This is a genomic window from Pseudomonas sp. (assembly GCF_035554175.1).
Lineage (GTDB): Bacteria > Pseudomonadota > Gammaproteobacteria > Pseudomonadales > Pseudomonadaceae > Aquipseudomonas.
Genome location: NZ_DATMIV010000015.1, coordinates 72,933 through 90,935, shown reverse-complemented (window position 1 = coordinate 90,935; position 18,003 = coordinate 72,933). Strand labels below are relative to the sequence as shown.

Sequence of the window (18,003 nt, the reverse complement as noted above, 5' to 3'; positions counted from 1 at the left end):
TTCGTAACGTCCTTTGCTCAAAATCTTCAATCGCGCTCCGACAGCGTAGTCGGTTGAATCCAACGTGCTTGGAATTAGGGCGACTTTTCTAATTATTGATTCTATGAATGGCTATCCATGCAGCGCCGTGTTGCGGATCTGTGCGGTACGGAAATGACCGTAAAGTCGCGTTCAAGCCCCTTGTTTAGGGCGATTGACAATTGTCGGAAATTCCGTGAAGGTGACGTACCCAAATCAAACGGGCGTATGAATTGAGCGTTTGTATTTTCAGAATGCTCCTACAGAACCCCGACTATCGCGTTGACGGGTGTGCCTGGCGGATTGGCGTAGCATCGACGGAGACGTCAATGCCGAACCAGCAGTCAGCGTTCAACGTGTACTGTTCAGCTTCCATATCGTGGAGATCAGTTGATGATTTACGAAGGTAAAGCCATCACGGTTAAGGCTCTTGAAAGTGGCATTGTCGAACTGAAGTTCGATCTCAAGGGTGAGTCCGTCAACAAGTTCAACCGTCTAACCCTGAACGAACTGCGTCAGGCCGTAGACACCATCAAGGCAGATGCTTCGATCAAGGGCGTGATCGTCAGCAGCGGCAAGGACGTATTCATCGTCGGCGCCGACATCACCGAATTTGTCGACAACTTCAAGCTGCCGGATGCCGAGCTGGTTGCTGGCAATCTCGAAGCCAACAAGATCTTCAGCGATTTCGAAGACCTCAACGTCCCGACCGTCGCGGCCATCAACGGCATCGCCCTCGGCGGCGGTCTGGAAATGTGCCTGGCGGCCGACTATCGCGTCATGTCCACCAAGGCCAAGATCGGTCTGCCGGAAGTCAAACTGGGCATCTACCCAGGCTTCGGCGGTACCGTGCGTCTGCCGCGTCTGATCGGCGTCGACAATGCCATCGAGTGGATTGCTGCCGGCAAGGAAAACCGTCCGGAAGACGCTCTGAAAGTCAGCGCCGTTGATGCCGTGGTTGCTCCTGAGAAATTGCAGGAAGCTGTGCTCGAGCTGATCAAGCGCGCCATCTCCGGCGAGTTCGACTACAAGGCCAAGCGTCAGCCAAAACTTGAAAAACTCAAGTTGAACGCCATTGAACAGATGATGGCTTTCGAAACCGCCAAAGGTTTCGTGGCCGGTCAGGCCGGTCCGAACTACCCGGCGCCGGTGGAAGCGATCAAGACCATCCAGAAAGCCGCGAACTTCGGTCGCGACAAGGCGCTGGAAGTCGAAGCTGCCGGTTTCGTCAAACTGGCCAAGACCTCTGCCGCGCAGAGCCTGATCGGTCTGTTCCTGAACGATCAGGAGCTGAAGAAAAAGGCCAAGGCTTACGACGAAATCGCCAAAGACGTGAAGCAGGCTGCCGTACTGGGCGCCGGCATCATGGGGGGCGGTATCGCCTATCAGTCGGCCTCCAAAGGTACGCCGATCCTGATGAAGGACATCAACGAGCACGGTATCGAGCAGGGTCTGGCCGAAGCCGCCAAACTGCTGGTCGGCCGCGTTGACAAAGGCCGCATGACCGCCGCGAAAATGGCTGAAGTGCTCAACGGCATTCGTCCGACCCTGTCCTACGGCGACTTCGGTCACGTCGACCTGGTGGTTGAAGCCGTGGTCGAAAATCCGAAGGTCAAGCAGGCCGTATTGGCTGAAGTCGAAGACAAAGTCAAAGAGGACACCATCCTCGCGTCCAACACCTCGACCATTTCCATCAGCCTGCTGGCCAAGGCCCTCAAGCGTCCGGAAAACTTCGTCGGCATGCACTTCTTCAACCCGGTGCACATGATGCCGCTGGTGGAAGTAATCCGTGGCGAGAAGTCCAGCGAACTGGCCATCGCCACCACCGTTGCCTACGCGAAGAAAATGGGCAAGAACCCGATTGTCGTCAACGACTGCCCGGGCTTTTTGGTCAACCGCGTGCTGTTCCCTTACTTCGGCGGTTTCGCCAAGCTGGTCAGCGCCGGTGTCGACTTTGTCCGTATCGACAAGGTCATGGAAAAGTTCGGCTGGCCGATGGGCCCGGCCTACCTGATGGACGTGGTCGGCATCGACACCGGTCACCACGGTCGTGACGTGATGGCTGAAGGTTTCCCGGATCGCATGAAGGATGACCGTCGCTCGGCCATCGACGTGCTTTACGAAGCCAAGCGCCTGGGTCAGAAGAACGGCAAGGGCTTCTACGCCTACGAGGCCGACAAGAAAGGCAAGCAGAAGAAAGTCGCCGATCCATCGGTGCTGGAAGTGCTCAAGCCGATCGTTTACGAGCAGCGCGAAGTCACTGATGAAGACATCATCAATTGGATGATGATCCCGCTGTGCCTGGAAACCGTGCGTTGCCTGGAAGACGGCATCGTTGAAACTGCCGCCGAAGCCGACATGGGTCTGGTCTACGGTATCGGTTTCCCTCCATTCCGCGGTGGTGCGCTGCGCTACATCGATTCGATCGGTGTGGCCGAGTTCGTCGCCCTGGCTGACCAGTACGCTGATTTGGGCGCGCTGTACCACCCGACCGCGAAGCTGCGTGAAATGGCCAAGAACGGCCAGAGCTTCTTCGGTTAAGCGCCCCCAACTAGAGTGAGAGTGAACTTATGAGCTTGAATCCTAGAGACGTCGTGATTGTCGACTTCGGTCGTACTCCGATGGGCCGCTCCAAGGGCGGCATGCACCGCAACACCCGCGCCGAAGACATGTCGGCGCACCTGATCAGCAAACTGCTGGAGCGCAACAGCAAGGTCGACCCGGCAGAAGTCGAGGACGTGATCTGGGGCTGCGTCAACCAGACCCTGGAGCAGGGCTGGAACATCGCGCGCATGGCGTCGCTGATGACCCAGATCCCGCACACCTCGGCCGGCCAGACCGTCAGCCGTCTGTGCGGCTCGTCGATGAGCGCGCTGCACACTGCTGCGCAGGCGATCATGACCGGCAACGGTGACGTGTTCGTGGTCGGCGGCGTCGAGCACATGGGGCACGTCAGCATGATGCACGGTGTCGATCCGAACCCGCACATGTCGCTGTACGCAGCGAAAGCTTCGGGCATGATGGGTCTGACCGCTGAAATGCTCGGCAAGATGCACGGCATCACCCGTGAGCAGCAGGATGCCTTTGGCGTGCGTTCCCACCAGTTGGCCCACAAAGCCACCGTGGAAGGCAAGTTCAAAGACGAAATCATCCCGATGCAGGGTTATGACGAGAACGGTTTCCTGAAACTGTACGACTACGACGAAACCATTCGTCCGGAAACCACCCTGGAAAGTCTGGCGGCGCTCAAGCCGGCATTCAATCCAAAGGGCGGCACCGTGACGGCAGGTACTTCGTCGCAGATCACCGATGGTGCTTCGTGCATGATCGTGATGTCGGCGCAGCGTGCACAGGATCTGGGTATCCAGCCGATGGCGGTGATCCGCTCGATGGCGGTGGCCGGTGTGGATCCGGCAATCATGGGCTACGGTCCAGTGCCGGCAACCCAAAAAGCCCTGAAACGTGCGGGTCTTGGCATCAACGATATCGACTTCTTCGAGCTCAACGAAGCTTTCGCCGCACAGGCTCTGCCAGTGCTGAAAGATCTGAAAGTGCTCGACAAGATGAACGAGAAGGTTAACCTGCACGGCGGCGCGATCGCCTTGGGTCACCCGTTCGGTTGCTCCGGTGCACGTATTTCCGGCACCCTGCTGAACGTGATGAAGCAGAATAGCGGTACCTTCGGGGTGGCCACTATGTGCATTGGTCTCGGCCAAGGCATCTCCACCGTCTTCGAACGCGTCTAAGCGTCTCGTCGATGGAAGCCGGGGCCCAGTGCCCCGGTTTTTGTTTTTGGGTTTTTTATTTTATTTTGAAAAAATTTCAGTGAGGGCCGAAGCATGCCGATACAACCTGGGCTCTACCAACATTACAAAGGTCCGCAATACCGTGTATTCAGTGTTGCGCGGCATTCCGAAACCGAAGAAGAAGTGGTGTTTTATCAAGCCCTGTATGGCGATCGCGGCTTTTGGGTACGCCCGCTGAGCATGTTCACCGAGTCGGTCGAGGTTGACGGCGAGCAGGTGCCGCGCTTTGCTTTGGTGCAAGCCGAACCGAGCCTTTTTCCCAAGGTTTGAGGCGACTGCGCAGAGAACCCTGCGCTTGACCTCACCTTGTATCAACTATATATAGCGGTGCCGCGTCAGGCGCCAATCGCCTTTCACTTCTAGAATTCAGGAATTTTCTGATCCATGGGCAAATCGCTGGTCATTGTGGAATCCCCGGCTAAGGCCAAGACCATCAACAAGTATCTGGGTAACCAATACGTGGTGAAGTCGAGTATCGGCCATATCCGAGACCTGCCCACCAGCGGTTCGGCTAGCGCCAGCAAAGAGCCAGCCGCGAAGCGCGGCAAGGCGGCTGCGGGCGAAGGTCCGGTGCTCTCGCCGAAAGACAAAGCGCGCAAGCAACTGGTCTCGCGCATGGGTGTCGATCCCGAGCATGGCTGGAAAGCCAAGTACGAGATTCTCCCGGGCAAAGAGAAGGTCATCGAAGAACTGCGCCGGCTCGCCAAGGATGCTGACACCATCTATCTCGCAACCGACTTGGATCGCGAGGGGGAAGCCATTGCCTGGCACCTGCGCGAAGCCATCGGTGGTGACGACAGCCGCTACAAGCGTGTGGTGTTCAACGAAATCACAAAGAAGGCGATTCAGGAAGCCTTCTCCGAGCCGGGCGAGCTGGACATCGATCGTGTCAATGCCCAACAGGCACGACGCTTCCTCGATCGCGTCGTTGGCTACATGGTTTCGCCGCTGCTGTGGGCCAAGATCGCTCGTGGTCTGTCCGCCGGTCGCGTGCAATCGGTTGCCGTGAAGCTGGTGGTCGAGCGTGAGCGCGAAATCCGTGCGTTCAACCCCGAAGAATACTGGGAAGTGCATGCTGATCTCGGCACGACCAAAGGCTCGACCGTGCGTTTCGAAGTGGCTCGTGAAAAGGGCGAAGCCTTTAAACCGCTGAACGAAGCCCAGGCCATGGCTGCGCTGGAGAAGCTCAAGTCCTCCAGCTACAGCATCGCCAAGCGCGAAGACAAGCCTACCAGCAGCAAGCCATCGGCCCCGTTCATCACGTCGACTTTGCAGCAAGCGGCGAGCAACCGTCTGGGGTTCGGCGTGAAGAAAACCATGATGATGGCCCAGCGTCTGTACGAAGCCGGCTACATCACTTACATGCGTACCGACTCGACCAACCTCTCGGCCGACGCCGTGGCGATGGCGCGCACCTACATCGAAGACGAATTCGGTAAGAAGTACCTGCCGGAATCGCCCAACGTTTACAGCAGCAAGGAAGGCGCACAAGAGGCGCACGAAGCGATTCGTCCGTCCGATGCCAACACCACGCCGAGCAAGCTGGCGGGCATGGAGCGTGACGCTGAGCGTCTGTATGAGCTGATCTGGCGCCAGTTCCTCGCCTGCCAGATGCTGCCGGCCCAGTATCTGTCGACCACCGTTACTGTTGGTGCTGGAGACTTCGAGCTGCGTGCCAAAGGCCGTATCCTCAAGTTCGACGGTTACACCCGCGTGATGCCGCAGATCGCCAAGCCGGGCGACGATGACGTGCTGCCTGACATGGCGCAAGGCGATGTGATGAAGCTGATCAAGCTCGATCCGTCGCAGCATTTCACCAAGCCACCGGCGCGTTACTCCGAAGCCAGTCTGGTGAAGGAAATGGAAAAGCGCGGCATCGGTCGTCCTTCAACCTACGCAGCGATCATTTCGACCATTCAGGATCGCGGTTATGTGACTCTGCACAACCGGCGTTTCTATTCGGAAAAGATGGGCGATATCGTCACCGAGCGTTTGTCGGAGAGCTTCTCCAATCTCATGGACTACGGCTTCACCGCCGGCATGGAGGAGAACCTCGACGACGTGGCACAGGGCGAGCGCGACTGGAAGAACGTGCTGGACGAGTTCTACGGCGACTTCAAGAAGAAGCTCGAAGTTGCGGAAAACCCGGACAACGGCATGCGCGCCAACCAACCGGTCATGACTGATATTCCCTGCACTACGTGCGGCCGGCCGATGCAGATCCGTACCGCATCGACCGGCGTGTTCCTTGGGTGCTCGGGCTACAGTCTGCCGCCGAAGGAGCGCTGCAAAGCGACCGTCAACCTTGTGCCAGGCGACGAAATCGCTGCGGATGACGAGGGCGAGTCGGAATCGCTGGTATTGCGTGGCAAGCATCGTTGCCCGATCTGCAGCACGGCGATGGATGCCTACCTGCTGGACGAAAAACGCAAGTTGCATATCTGCGGCAACAACCCGGATTGCGCCGGTTACGAAGTCGAAGAAGGCAGCTATCGCATCAAGGGCTATGAAGGTCCGAGCCTGGAATGCGACAAGTGCGGCAGCGAGATGCAGCTCAAGACCGGCCGTTTCGGCAAGTTCTTCGGATGCACCAACCCTGCTTGCAAGAACACCCGCAAATTGCTCAAGAGCGGTGACGCCGCGCCGCCGAAAATGGATCCGGTGAAGATGCCTGAGCTGAAATGCGAAAAGGTCAACGACACCTACATCCTGCGTGACGGTGCCTCCGGTCTGTTCCTGGCGGCCAGTCAGTTCCCGAAAAACCGCGAGACCCGTGCTCCGCTGGTGATCGAGATTCTGCCGCACAAGGATGAGATCGATCCGAAGTATCACTTCCTGTGCGAGGCTCCGCAAAAAGATCCTGACGGTCTGCCAGCGGTCATCCGCTACAGCCGCAAGACCAAGGAGCAATACGTGCAGACCGAGGTTGATGGCAAGCCGACGGGCTGGAAGGCTTTCTACGACGGCGGCAAGTGGACGGTTGAAGACAAGCGCAGCGCAAAAGCCAAGGCTGAATAAGCGTTAGTCCGACAGCGAAAAGGCCGCATGAATCCTTCGGGATTTCATGCGGCCTTTTTGTTTTGTGCTTGCGGTGGCATCGGCTGATCCACGACACTGTTCGGCCTGTGTGAAGCAATTATTTCGTTGTGGAGGCTGCCGTCATGGCCCACGAACTCTATACCCGCACCAACCAGAAGATCTATTTCGCCGGCCTGTCACTTGAAGCTCTGGCTCGCGCTGAAGAGGGGCGGGCGATGAATTCTCTGGCGCTAATCCAGGCGGGGCGCGAGTCGACGTTGTTTCACCTCTATGGTGCGCTGCTGGGCTTGTGCCATGAGATCGCTGGCTTTTACCGTCTGCCGCAGGCCAATGCGTCAAGGGCTGAGGAGTTACTGAAGCGAGAGGTGCTGGCATCGATCGCGATTCCCGAGCTGGCGGAAATGGCCGAGCTGGCCGGTAATCCGGAAACCTGGCTGGCGAAACTGCTGGCGGCACATGCGGCCATGTTTCAGCCGCCAAGGGTGCCGCACAAGCCGAAAGGCGATGTGACACAGCCATTGATTCAAGCGGTCAATCTTGATGAAGAAGAGGCGCCACAAGAGCTGAGCCGAGAAGAGCAGGAGAGCTGGCGGCAAAACCTCAAGGGGCTGGCCATGCGATTCCGTGAAGGCTTGAACGAGTGCTGATGGTCATCGGCGCGGTGGCAATCTGAAACATGCTGCTGGTCAAGATACCGAGCGAAGCTCGAATGATGTCTATATAATCGCTGCCTTTCGTGGAGAACAGACTTATATGCCAACGTCCTTTCTAGAAATTGTCGAGTTACCAGACGGCCGAATCGAACTGCGCAGGGCTGAGGACGAAGGCTCCCTGGTGACGCTGGATTTCTCCGAGGATGCCAAGGCGTTCCTGCAAGGTCAGCACGTAGAAATCGCCAAAGCGATGTTGAGCGTCGGCGTACAGATGGCTGGTCGCATGGTCGAAGGCGAGTTTGATAAGGAAGAGGGGCCGCGGGTTCTTCATTGATCCTGGCTTTGTCGATCCATTGCGCTTCAGATCGGCTTCTCTGTCCCTGGAGAAGCCCTGCGCTTCACACAGCGCACGTTATCAGGTAATCAACCCAAACGAATGTTCAAGCTTTGAGCTTCGCCCGTGCGTGCGGCGCTGATCAGTTGTTGCCGAGAATTGGCATTCAGCGGGTTGAGCCAGGTCACCACGGTGTGGCTGCGACCCAGTCGCAGCGCTTCGCACGCCAGTTGCTGAGCACTTTGGGCGCCGCGCGGTTGCAATAGCAGAATGCGTTCGCGGTTCAGGCCTGCCTCGCGCAGCCAGGTTTGGGTAAGGCTGGCTGGCGGTGCGATCAGCGTCAGCCAGCGAGCATCCTGATCTTCGCTGAGTTCGCGCAGGATCGGAGCCAGCAGGTTCAGGCAGTTCCCGGCCGCACCACGCAGTGACAGCTCACTGAAGGCGTCAGGTTTGGCATTCCAATCACACTCGACCACGTCTTTCAGGATCGGCGTCATGGGTTGCGCCAGAAACGCTTCGAATAAAGGCAGTTGTGTTTGCTGAGGTGTGTGTGGGAACTGCATGGAGCCTCCTTTAGCGGCGAATGACGCCGACACTCAAGCCTTCGATGACCAGTTCCTGATCTTTCAGGTCGACTTCGATTGGGGCGAACTCAGGGTTTTCGGCGATCAGCCAGACTTTGCTGCCTTCGCGCTTGAAGCGTTTGACCGTCACCTCATCGCCGATACGGGCGACCACGACCTGGCCATTACGCGCTTCGCGAGTGGTATGCACCGCCAGCAGGTCGCCATCGAAGATGCCGATGTCCTTCATGCTCATGCCGTGGACGCGCAACAGGTAGTCGGCGCGAGGATGGAAAAAGGTCGGGTTGATGTTGCAGGATTCTTCAATGTGTTGCTGGGCGAGGATTGGAGCGCCGGCAGCCACTCGGCCGATGATCGGCAGGGTGGAATCGTCGGCCTTGGCTTCGAAGCCCGGAATACGAATGCCGCGAGACGCGCCGGGAGTCATCTCGATTGCGCCTTTGCGGGCGAGTGCCTTGAGATGCTCTTCCGCCGCATTTGGCGATTTGAAACCCAGTTCCTGAGCGATTTCCGCACGGGTGGGCGGATAGCCGTTGTCTTCGAGGCACCGTTTGATAAAGGCCAGAATCTCGGCCTGGCGTGGCGTCAGCTTTAGCATATTGATCGCTCTGTCTTTTTATACAGTGACTGGGATTATATACAGTGAAGCGGTCTTGGCAATGGTCGTTTTTTTGCCGCCCGCCGAGCGGTCGGCCGGCCCGCTTATTAATGCAGCCGTCTTGTGTGGTTAAATAGCTGACCGACCATTCCCAAAACGAACCGGCAGGCTTGACAACGCATGGGCTGAAACGTATGTTTCAAACAAGTGTTTGTCAGGCGGAGTAGCCATGGCCCAGTCGGAAACCGTTGAACGCATTCTTGATGCTGCCGAGCAGTTGTTCGCGGAGAAAGGATTCGCAGAAACTTCATTGCGTTTGATCACCAGCAAGGCGGGCGTCAATCTGGCTGCGGTGAATTATCACTTCGGTTCGAAGAAGGCACTGATTCAGGCCGTGTTCTCGCGTTTTCTCGGGCCGTTCTGCGTTAGCCTCGACAAAGAGCTGGAGCGTCGTCAGGCCAAGCCTGAAAACAAGCCAACCCTTGAAGAACTGCTGGAAATCCTTGTCGAGCAAGCGCTCGTCGTACAGCCGCGCAGTGGTAACGATCTGTCGATCTTCATGCGCTTGCTGGGCCTCGCGTTCAGCCAGAGCCAGGGGCACTTGCGGCGTTATCTGGAAGACATGTATGGCAAGGTCTTTCGCCGTTACATGTTGCTGGTCAATGAAGCGGCGCCACGCATCCCGCCGATCGAACTGTTCTGGCGGGTGCACTTCATGCTCGGCGCGGCAGCGTTCAGCATGTCGGGAATCAAGGCCTTGCGAGCGATTGCCGAGACCGATTTCGGTGTCAATACCTCGATCGAACAAGTCATGCGCCTGATGGTGCCATTCCTCGCCGCCGGCATGCGTGCCGAAACCGGCGTTACCGATACCGCCATGGCCAGCGCGCAATTGCGACCGCGCAGCAAATCCACGCCGGTCGCCGCCAAGGTTTGACCGCGCACGGGTGGGCGCGGCAGCGGGGATCCGCTAAGCTAGCCGGCCATGCCGACTCTCGTATTGAACCCGATCTGCATGAATTCCGCTGACCGTCCGGGCACTGCCCATGGTAGCGAACGCACGCAGATCGGGTTATTCGTTTTCAAGGAATCTCTATGACTGCTGGCCTGCAAGGCTCGTTGATGGTGGACGTCGCCGGTACCTGGCTGACGGCCGAAGATCGCCAATTGTTGCGTCAGCCCGAAGTGGGCGGCCTGATCATTTTTGCCCGCAATATCGAGCATCCTCGCCAAGTGCGCGAGCTCAGCGCCGCTATCCGCGCCGTTCGCCCGGATCTCTTGCTGGCGGTGGACCAGGAGGGCGGGCGCGTGCAGCGCTTGCGTCAGGGTTTCGTGCGTCTGCCGGCCATGCGCGCCATCGCCGACAACCCGAACGCCGAATACCTCGCCGAACAGTGCGGCTGGGTCATGGCCACCGAAGTGCTCGCCGTCGGGCTCGACCTGAGTTTCGCCCCGGTGCTGGATCTGGACTACCAGCGAAGTGCTGTGGTTGGCACCCGTTCTTTCGAGGGTAATCCAGAGCGGGCTGCATTGCTGGCCGGCGCATTCATCCGTGGCATGAACAGCGCTGGCATGGCCGCTACCGGCAAGCACTTTCCCGGACACGGCTGGGCCGAAGCCGACTCGCACGTCGCGATCCCGAATGACGAGCGCAGCCTCGACGAGATTCGCGCCAACGACCTCGTGCCCTTCGCCCGGTTAAGCAAACAACTGGCCGCGATCATGCCGGCCCATGTCATCTATCCGCAAGTCGACTCACAGCCTGCCGGTTTCTCCCGGCGCTGGCTGCAGGACATTCTGCGCGGCGAGTTGCAGTTCGACGGCGTGATCTTCAGTGACGATCTGTCGATGGCCGGCGCTCACGTGGTCGGCGACGCCGCCAGCCGCATCGAAGCCGCGCTGAGCGCCGGTTGCGACATGGGCCTGGTGTGCAACGACCGTGCAGCGGCCGAGCTGGCCCTCAGCGCCGCTCAGCGGATGAAGGTCACGCCTTCTGCGCGCATCGCGAAGATGCGCGGTCAGGCCTTCGCCCGCACCGATTATCGTCAGAATCCGCGTTGGCTCACCGCCCTTGGCGCGCTCAAAGATGCTCAACTGATCGATTAAGGACTTTTCGTTATGACGGTTTACGCAATCATTGGTGGCACCGGCCTGACTCAGCTCCAAGGCTTGAGCATTCGCCAATCGCTGGCAGTCGACACTCCTTACGGCGCTCCTTCGGCCGAGGTGCAGATTGGCGAATACGCTGGCAAGGAAGTGCTGTTCCTCGCCCGTCACGGCCACCCGCACCGTTTCCCGCCGCACAAGGTCAACTACCGCGCCAACCTGTGGGCGTTGAAGCAGGCCGGTGCCGAAGCGATCATCGCGGTGAATGCGGTGGGCGGAATTCACCCGGCCATGGGCACCGGGCATTTCTGCGTGCCGCATCAGATCGTCGACTACACCAGTGGGCGCGAGCACACCTATTTCGCTGATGATCTGGAGCATGTCACCCACATCGATTTCAGCTTTCCCTACAGCGAGCCGTTGCGTCAGCAACTGATTGCCGCGGTTGCCGCCGAAGGCTGCGAATACAGTGATCGAGGCGTCTACGCCTGCACCCAGGGCCCGCGTCTGGAAACGGTCGCCGAGATTGTGCGCCTGGAACGTGATGGCTGCGACATCGTCGGCATGACCGGCATGCCGGAAGCCGCGCTGGCCCGCGAACTGGATCTGGATTACGCCTGTCTGGCACTGGTGGTGAATCCGGCCGCGGGCAAGACCACCGAAGTCATCACCATGGCCGAAATCGAGCAGGCATTGCACGACGGCATGGGCAAGGTGAAATCAACGTTGGCACGGGTGCTGGCCGGCTAACGATTGCCAATGAGCATCTTCATCGAGCGGCTTAAGGGGCTGACATGGACCCACGCATTCAGTAGCAAGGCGTTGGCCAAGGCCCGCGCTTATGCTGCCGATGACCGGGTCGAGATCATCGAGATCGATGAAAGGAAGATCGAGGCGTTCTGCGTCGGTTCGGAAAGTCAGGCGTATGAGCAAAGCATCTACCTGTCCGAAGACCGGCTGGGATCCGTCAACTTGCGTTGCTTGTGCACCTGTCCGGTAGTGATCGACTGCAAGCATTGCGCGGCGGTGCTCTATCACCTGCAGGGCGGTTTCACCGACACCGCTGAAAGTGAAGCCCAGGTCCCTCTGGGGCGAGCGCTGGAGCACTGGCTTTCAACAATTCCCGTCCCGGCCAAGCCCGCCGAAGAAAGCGCGCAGCCCGCGGGCACGCGACTGTTTTACAAGCTCAAACCCACGTCTGCGAACGGCAAGTGGCTGCTCGATATGTTCAAGGTCTATCAGCTCAAGAGCGGCGAGTTGCGCGAAGTAAAACCGATGTATTCGCTCTCGGACATGCTCATGCGCCAGCCCGGTTATCTGTCCGAACTGGATCTGCGCATCGCCAGGCTGTTGGTCGCCATGCATTCCCATCACGCCTATTACAGCGGCTATCCGCTGGAAGGCAGCAGTGGTGCGGAACTGCTGGAAATGCTCCTGCGCACCTCGCGCCTGTTCCTCGACTTCGAAGACTTGCAGCCACTGGCGCCGGGCGCGAAACGCGTGGGTCAGTTCGCCTGGGCCCAACAGACTGACGGCGGATTCCGCGCGCAGTGGAGCAGTGCCGAAGCTGCGCAGGAAACCGTGCTGGCGCTGGAGCCGCTTTATTACCTTGATCGCGAGCAGCGACAGGTTGGCCCTCTGTTCAGTGAGCTGGAAGAAAAACTCGCCTGCCATTTGACCCTGGCGCCAGACATTCCTGCGCGTCAGGCCATGCAGTTCAGCCATCGCATGAGCGCGACGACCAGAATCCCGCCGCCGCACAAACTCACCGAACGCATCATCGAGGACGTGCTGCCGCAGCCGCAGTTGACCCTCGTCAGCGGTCGAGAACGCTCGCGCTGGGAATACGTTTTGGAACACCGCGCCGCGCTTGCGTTTACCTACAACGGTCATCCGGCGGTGGATCGCAACCCGGAAGTGATGATCCTCAACGGCAGCGAAACCCAGCGCATTCAGCGTCAGCCGGCGCTGGAAAAGAAGCTGCGCCAGAGCCTGCAAAAGCACGGCTTCAAAAAAGCCACGCGCAAAAGTGCCATGGATCGGCCCGGCGAGATGTTTACCTTGCCGGATGATTCCGCCTGGCTCGGTTTCATGCACGAAGGGCTTGCTACGCTGCGCGCCGCTGACTGGGAAATCGAGATCAGTCCCGGTTTTCATTTCAATGTGCAGCAGGTTGAGCAGTGGTACGCCGAGGTTGAAGAAGAGGCCGGGCATCAGTGGTTTGATTTGCAGTTGGGCATCGTCGTCAACGGCGAGCGCTACAGCTTGTTGCCGATTCTTCTGCACCTGTTACGCACCCAGCCGCGCTTGCTCGACCCGGTCAATCTGGCGCAACGCAGCGATGACGAAAAACTCCTGATCGAATTGAAGCCTGGCGGTTTTGGCGACAATGCGGGCGCGAAAGTCGCGTTGCCGTTGAGTCGGGTCAAGCCGCTGATGGCGACGCTGGGCGAGCTGTACCTTGGCGGACATCAGGGCGATGCGCTGCGTTTGACGGCTCCAGACGCCGCGCGCCTGAGTATGCTCGACGGTGTGCCGCTCGATTGGCAGGGTGGCGAGCGACTGCGCACCTTCGCCAAGCGTCTGCAGAATTCCAGTCAAACCCACGTGGCTGCGCCGGTCGGCCTTAACGCGCAGCTGCGTCCGTATCAGCTCGAAGGCCTGAACTGGATGCAGACCCTGCGCGAGCTTGAGGTCGGCGGCATTCTGGGCGATGACATGGGGCTGGGCAAAACCCTGCAAACCCTGGCGCACTTGCTCACGGAAAAACACGCCGGGCGTCTGGATTGCCCGGCACTGGCGGTGATGCCGACCAGCCTGATCCCGAACTGGCTCGACGAGGCCGAGCGCTTCACGCCTCAGTTGAAAGTCCTGGCGCTGCACGGGACCGGGCGGCAAAAAGACTTCGCCAATCTCGGCGAATACGACTTGGTGCTGACCACTTACGCATTGCTGCCCAGGGACCTGGAGATTTTGCAGCCGCAGCCGTGGAGCGTATTGATTCTCGACGAGGCGCAAAACATCAAGAACCCGCTCAGCAAAGCCGCACAGGCTGCGCGTGATTTGCAGGCGCGCCAGCGCTTGTGCCTGAGCGGCACGCCACTGGAAAACCACCTCGGCGAGCTGTGGTCGCAGTTCCACTTCCTGATGCCGGGTTGGCTGGGTGACAGCAAATCCTTCAATCGTGATTACCGCACGCCGATCGAGAAGCACGGCAATGTGCAACGCATGCAGCACCTGACGGCGCGTATCAAGCCGTTTTTGCTGCGGCGCAAGAAGGATCAGGTCGCCACTGAGCTGCCGCCGAAAACCGAAATCATCCACTGGGTCGAACTCAGCGATGGCCAGCGCGACGTCTATGAGACGGTGCGGGTGGCGATGGACAAAAAGGTTCGCGACGAAATCGCCCGCAGCGGCGTGGCGCGCAGTCAGATCATCATTCTCGACGCGCTGCTCAAGCTGCGGCAGGTCTGCTGCGATCTGCGCCTGATCAACATGCCGCTCACGGCGAAGGCGCTGCGCTCCGGCAGTGGCAAGCTGCTCAGCCTGATGGAGATGCTCGAAGAGTTGCTCGGTGAAGGTCGCAGAATTCTGCTGTTCTCCCAGTTCACATCGATGCTGGCGCTGATCGAGGAGGAGTTGCAGCAACGCGGGCTTGCCTACTCGTTGCTGACCGGCGACACCACGGATCGCCGCACCCCGGTCAAGAATTTCCAGGGCGGTAAAGTGCCGTTGTTCCTGATCAGCCTCAAGGCTGGCGGTACGGGTTTGAATCTGACGGCGGCGGACACCGTGATCCACTTCGACCCATGGTGGAACCCGGCGGTGGAGAATCAGGCGACTGATCGGGCTTACCGTATTGGGCAGAACAATCCGGTGTTTGTTTACAAGTTGATTGCCAAAGGCACCGTGGAGGAAAAAATCCAGGCGTTGCAGCAGGAGAAAGCTGCGTTGGCCGGGGCGGTGCTGGAGGGCGGTACGACGGGTGGATTCAAACTGGAACAGAGTGATATCGAGGCGTTGTTTGCACCGTTGCCTGCATCAAGGGGGTGATCGGCTGCCCGAGGTGAGGCCATTCGCGAGCAGGCTCGCTCCCACATTGGAATGCGTTTTCCTGTGGGAGCGAGCCTGCTCGCGAAAGCAATCCAGCCAGCGACGCTGATCTCAACGCTTATCGATCTTGTCCGGCAATGGCGCAAACAGCGCGTCAATATCATCACTCTGCAGTTTCCAGTCCCCGGCCTTGCGCCCATCCAGAACGCCCGCCGCGAGGTCGGATTTTTCCTTTTGCAGGTGCTGAATTTTCTCTTCCACCGTGCCCCGGGCAATCATCTTGTAAACGAACACCGGTTTTTCCTGGCCTATGCGATACGCCCGGTCGGTCGCCTGATTCTCGGTTGCCGGGTTCCACCACGGGTCGTAGTGAATCACCGTATCGGCTTCGGTCAGGTTCAAGCCGACACCGCCGGCCTTCAGGCTGATCAGAAAAATCTGACGCGTGCCGCTCTGGAATTCCTTCACCGGGGTGCGGCGGTCGCGAGTCTGGCCGGTGAGCAAGGCATAGGCGATCTTGCGTTTTTTCAGTTCGCCCTCGATCAAGGACAGCATCGAAGTGAACTGCGAGAACAGCAGAATCCGCCGGCCTTCCTCGAACAGTTCCTCAAGCATTTCCATCAGGCTATCGAGCTTGCCCGATGTGCTGCCGCGAGCGGGCAGGGTGGCGCCGCTGACCAGACGCAGATCGCAGCAGACCTGACGCAACTTGAGCAGCGCCTCAAGGATGATGATCTGGCTGCGCGCCACGCCTTTACGGGTGATCTCGTCGCGGACTTTCTTGTCCATCGCCAGGCGCATGGTCTCGTACACATCACGCTGGGCTTCGTTGAGCTCGACCCAATGGATGATTTCGGTTTTCGGTGGCAGTTCTGTTGCGACCTGTTCTTTGGTACGGCGCAGCAGAAAGGGTTTTATCCGACCGTTGAGGTGCTGCAATCTGACTTCGCTGCCGCGCTTTTCGATCGGCACACGGTAATCGGCATTGAAACTTTTCATGTCGCCGAGCCAGCCCGGCAACAGGAAGTGAAACAGCGACCACAGCTCGCCCAAGTGGTTTTCCAGCGGCGTGCCGCTGAGGCACAGGCGCTGGCGCGCATTCAGTTCACGTGCGGCCTGGGCGGCTTTGCTGTTGGGGTTCTTGATGTACTGCGCCTCGTCCAGCACCAACACGTGCAGCGGCTGCCTGGCCAGACGCTCGACGTCCTTGGGCAGCAGGGCGTAGGTGGTAAGGATCAGATCGAAGTCAGCCAGATTGTCGAAATGTTTTTTGCGCGTGGCGCCGTACAGTGCGAGCACTTTCAGTTGCGGGGTAAAGTGCGCCGCCTCATCCAGCCAGTTGGGGATCAGGCTGGTCGGCATCACTACCATGCACGGACGATCGAGGCGCCCGGCGTTCTTCTCACTGAGAATATGCGCCAGGGTCTGTAGGGTTTTGCCCAGGCCCATGTCGTCGGCGAGAATCCCGCCAACTTCCAGTTGCCGCAGCGATTGCATCCAGCTCAAGCCTTCGAGCTGGTACGGGCGCAGCGTCGCGTTCAAGCCTTGCGGCGCTTCGGCGCTGAAATCGCGAATGTCGCGCAGGCGTTGGGCGAACGTGCGGATTTGCTCGCCGCCCTCCCACAGCAGCGGCAGGCCTTCCAGCGAATTGAGCCGAGTGGCGTCAGCCTTGCTCAGGCGCAGGCTGGTTTCACCCGGCTCCTGCAGATAGAACTCGCCCAAGGTCATCAGCACCGGCTTCAAGCGGCCGAGCGGCAACGCCACCTGCAACGGTCCATGCTCGCTGGTGCGTTGCGGAATGTTCACCAGAATCAGCTCGTCATCGCGGCGCCGTGCCAAGCGTTCCGGGTTGAGGATTTCGGTGTGCGAGCGCATCAGATTGAGCAGAATCGGCAGCAGGCTCAGGCGTTCGCCGTTGACGATAATGCCCAGTTCCAGATCGAACCAGTCGCGCTCCGGCGCCTGTTCAACGGTGGCATACCAGTCGTCGACAGCGGTCAGATCGAAGCCGAATTCCTCGTCGATCTGTAATTCCCAACCCTGGCTGCGCAATTTCGGCAGGTCATTGAGGGTGAAGGTCAGCCAGGCGCTGTCATTGACCATCTCGTAAAGTTCGCCGGCGCTTTCGGGCAGGGCTTTGCTCTGGCGAGTGGCGATGCGAAAACCGAGGATGCGTAACTGTTCACGGTAGGACTGTTCGACTTCCGGGTGGCGTTTTATCCGCAAGGTCTGGGTTTCCTGACGAATCAGGATATCGCTGTGCTTCTGGCCGCTGACGTATTCGTCCAAGTAGCTGAACGACAGCGCCGCACGATGCTGGATGTAGCGCTGCATCTTGCCGTTGCGCGGTTCAAAGGCGCTGAACTCGACACTTGCCAGCCACAGGCGCGGCAGCGGTTGCACGTTGTCCACCAGCACTTGCGGTGGCGCTTTGGGGCTGCGGTTTTCCAGCACGGCCTGCAATTTTTCCAGCAACTCGGCATCTTTCGCGGCAGCGGGGTAGTCGAGGGTTTCCTGGATTTTCAGCAGCACCGCTGCGCAGTGTTTGCAGTTGCTGCGCACCGGGCAGGTGCAGGTGGCGTCGACCAGCAGCAGGGTGGCTTTGGCTGACTCGCGCAGATGAATGGTCTGACGGTAAACACTGCCGCCAGAGCCTTCGCAACTGGCGGTGATGGTCGCATCGCCGACCTGAGCGATACGCACACGATTCTCCAGAGCGTAGCGGCGGCCGCGCTCCAGACTCTGCTCTTTGAATCGGCTGACCCACGACGGGGCCAGCGGTTTGCTCAGGGGCGGGGGCATAAGGACTTCG

13 protein-coding genes are annotated in these 18,003 nt (G+C 59.2%); 10 read left to right on the top strand and 3 right to left on the bottom strand.

Going from position 1 to position 18,003, the window contains the following annotated elements:
* The first annotated feature begins 411 nt into the window (after positions 1–411).
* The 6 genes from fadB (at position 412) to VNV36_RS06770 (ending at position 7,850) form a co-directional block, all read left to right on the top strand.
* Positions 412–2,559 carry a fatty acid oxidation complex subunit alpha FadB gene (gene fadB / locus VNV36_RS06795; RefSeq protein WP_325717100.1) on the top strand — a complete coding sequence of 716 codons (2,148 nt, stop codon included), beginning with the start codon at positions 412–414 and terminating at the stop codon, positions 2,557–2,559.
* Positions 2,560–2,588: 29 nt separating this feature from the next.
* Positions 2,589–3,764 (top strand): acetyl-CoA C-acyltransferase FadA, encoded by a 1,176-nt coding sequence (fadA, locus tag VNV36_RS06790; RefSeq protein ID WP_016775495.1) that lies wholly within the window; start codon positions 2,589–2,591, stop codon positions 3,762–3,764.
* Positions 3,765–3,857: 93 nt separating this feature from the next.
* Positions 3,858–4,094: a DUF1653 domain-containing protein gene (locus VNV36_RS06785; protein WP_325717099.1), complete on the top strand. Its 237-nt coding sequence runs from the start codon at positions 3,858–3,860 to the stop codon at positions 4,092–4,094.
* Between the two features lie 114 nt (positions 4,095–4,208).
* Positions 4,209–6,842 (top strand): type I DNA topoisomerase, encoded by a 2,634-nt coding sequence (gene topA / locus VNV36_RS06780; protein ID WP_325717098.1) that lies wholly within the window; start codon positions 4,209–4,211, stop codon positions 6,840–6,842.
* 143 nt (positions 6,843–6,985) lie between these two features.
* Positions 6,986–7,510 (top strand): DUF6586 family protein, encoded by a 525-nt coding sequence (locus VNV36_RS06775; RefSeq protein ID WP_325717097.1) that lies wholly within the window; start codon positions 6,986–6,988, stop codon positions 7,508–7,510.
* 106 nt (positions 7,511–7,616) lie between these two features.
* Complete coding sequence (locus tag VNV36_RS06770; RefSeq protein WP_003226592.1) at positions 7,617–7,850, top strand: hypothetical protein; 234 nt, start codon at positions 7,617–7,619, stop codon at positions 7,848–7,850.
* An 89-nt stretch (positions 7,851–7,939) separates the two neighbouring features.
* Here VNV36_RS06770 and sulA read toward each other — a convergent pair whose 3' ends face one another.
* On the bottom strand, positions 7,940–8,413 hold the full coding sequence (gene sulA / locus VNV36_RS06765; protein ID WP_325717096.1) for an SOS-induced cell division inhibitor SulA: 474 nt from the start codon (positions 8,411–8,413) through the stop codon (positions 7,940–7,942).
* 10 nt (positions 8,414–8,423) lie between these two features.
* The gene (gene lexA / locus VNV36_RS06760) at positions 8,424–9,032 is read right to left on the bottom strand and encodes a transcriptional repressor LexA (RefSeq protein ID WP_016775490.1); all 609 of its coding nucleotides are present in this window, start codon (positions 9,030–9,032) and stop codon (positions 8,424–8,426) included.
* Between the two features lie 229 nt (positions 9,033–9,261).
* Between lexA and VNV36_RS06755 the strand changes: the two genes are divergently transcribed.
* From VNV36_RS06755 to VNV36_RS06740, 4 genes are all read left to right on the top strand, one after another.
* Complete coding sequence (locus VNV36_RS06755; RefSeq protein ID WP_042609037.1) at positions 9,262–9,969, top strand: TetR/AcrR family transcriptional regulator; 708 nt, start codon at positions 9,262–9,264, stop codon at positions 9,967–9,969.
* Positions 9,970–10,139: 170 nt separating this feature from the next.
* Complete coding sequence (nagZ, locus tag VNV36_RS06750; RefSeq protein ID WP_325717102.1) at positions 10,140–11,138, top strand: beta-N-acetylhexosaminidase; 999 nt, start codon at positions 10,140–10,142, stop codon at positions 11,136–11,138.
* Positions 11,139–11,150: 12 nt separating this feature from the next.
* Positions 11,151–11,888 (top strand): S-methyl-5'-thioinosine phosphorylase, encoded by a 738-nt coding sequence (locus tag VNV36_RS06745; RefSeq protein ID WP_325717095.1) that lies wholly within the window; start codon positions 11,151–11,153, stop codon positions 11,886–11,888.
* Positions 11,889–11,897: 9 nt separating this feature from the next.
* Positions 11,898–15,191, top strand: a complete 3,294-nt coding sequence (locus VNV36_RS06740; protein WP_325717094.1) for a DEAD/DEAH box helicase — start codon at positions 11,898–11,900, stop codon at positions 15,189–15,191.
* 111 nt (positions 15,192–15,302) lie between these two features.
* On the opposite strand, the gene VNV36_RS06735 is transcribed toward VNV36_RS06740, so the two are convergent.
* The gene (locus VNV36_RS06735; protein ID WP_325717093.1) at positions 15,303–17,993 is read right to left on the bottom strand and encodes an SNF2-related protein; all 2,691 of its coding nucleotides are present in this window, start codon (positions 17,991–17,993) and stop codon (positions 15,303–15,305) included.
* Positions 17,994–18,003 lie beyond the last annotated feature (10 nt).

Coding starts and splice junctions, on each gene's coding strand:
- fadB (WP_325717100.1), top strand. CDS start 412: ATGATTTACGAAGGTAAAGCCATCACGGTTAAGGCTCTTGAAAGTGGC.
- VNV36_RS06770 (WP_003226592.1), top strand. CDS start 7,617: ATGCCAACGTCCTTTCTAGAAATTGTCGAGTTACCAGACGGCCGAATC.
- VNV36_RS06745 (WP_325717095.1), top strand. CDS start 11,151: ATGACGGTTTACGCAATCATTGGTGGCACCGGCCTGACTCAGCTCCAA.
- VNV36_RS06735 (WP_325717093.1), bottom strand. CDS start 17,993: ATGCCCCCGCCCCTGAGCAAACCGCTGGCCCCGTCGTGGGTCAGCCGA.
- lexA (WP_016775490.1), bottom strand. CDS start 9,032: ATGCTAAAGCTGACGCCACGCCAGGCCGAGATTCTGGCCTTTATCAAA.
- VNV36_RS06755 (WP_042609037.1), top strand. CDS start 9,262: ATGGCCCAGTCGGAAACCGTTGAACGCATTCTTGATGCTGCCGAGCAG.
- VNV36_RS06775 (WP_325717097.1), top strand. CDS start 6,986: ATGGCCCACGAACTCTATACCCGCACCAACCAGAAGATCTATTTCGCC.
- topA (WP_325717098.1), top strand. CDS start 4,209: ATGGGCAAATCGCTGGTCATTGTGGAATCCCCGGCTAAGGCCAAGACC.
- fadA (WP_016775495.1), top strand. CDS start 2,589: ATGAGCTTGAATCCTAGAGACGTCGTGATTGTCGACTTCGGTCGTACT.
- VNV36_RS06740 (WP_325717094.1), top strand. CDS start 11,898: ATGAGCATCTTCATCGAGCGGCTTAAGGGGCTGACATGGACCCACGCA.
- sulA (WP_325717096.1), bottom strand. CDS start 8,413: ATGCAGTTCCCACACACACCTCAGCAAACACAACTGCCTTTATTCGAA.
- VNV36_RS06785 (WP_325717099.1), top strand. CDS start 3,858: ATGCCGATACAACCTGGGCTCTACCAACATTACAAAGGTCCGCAATAC.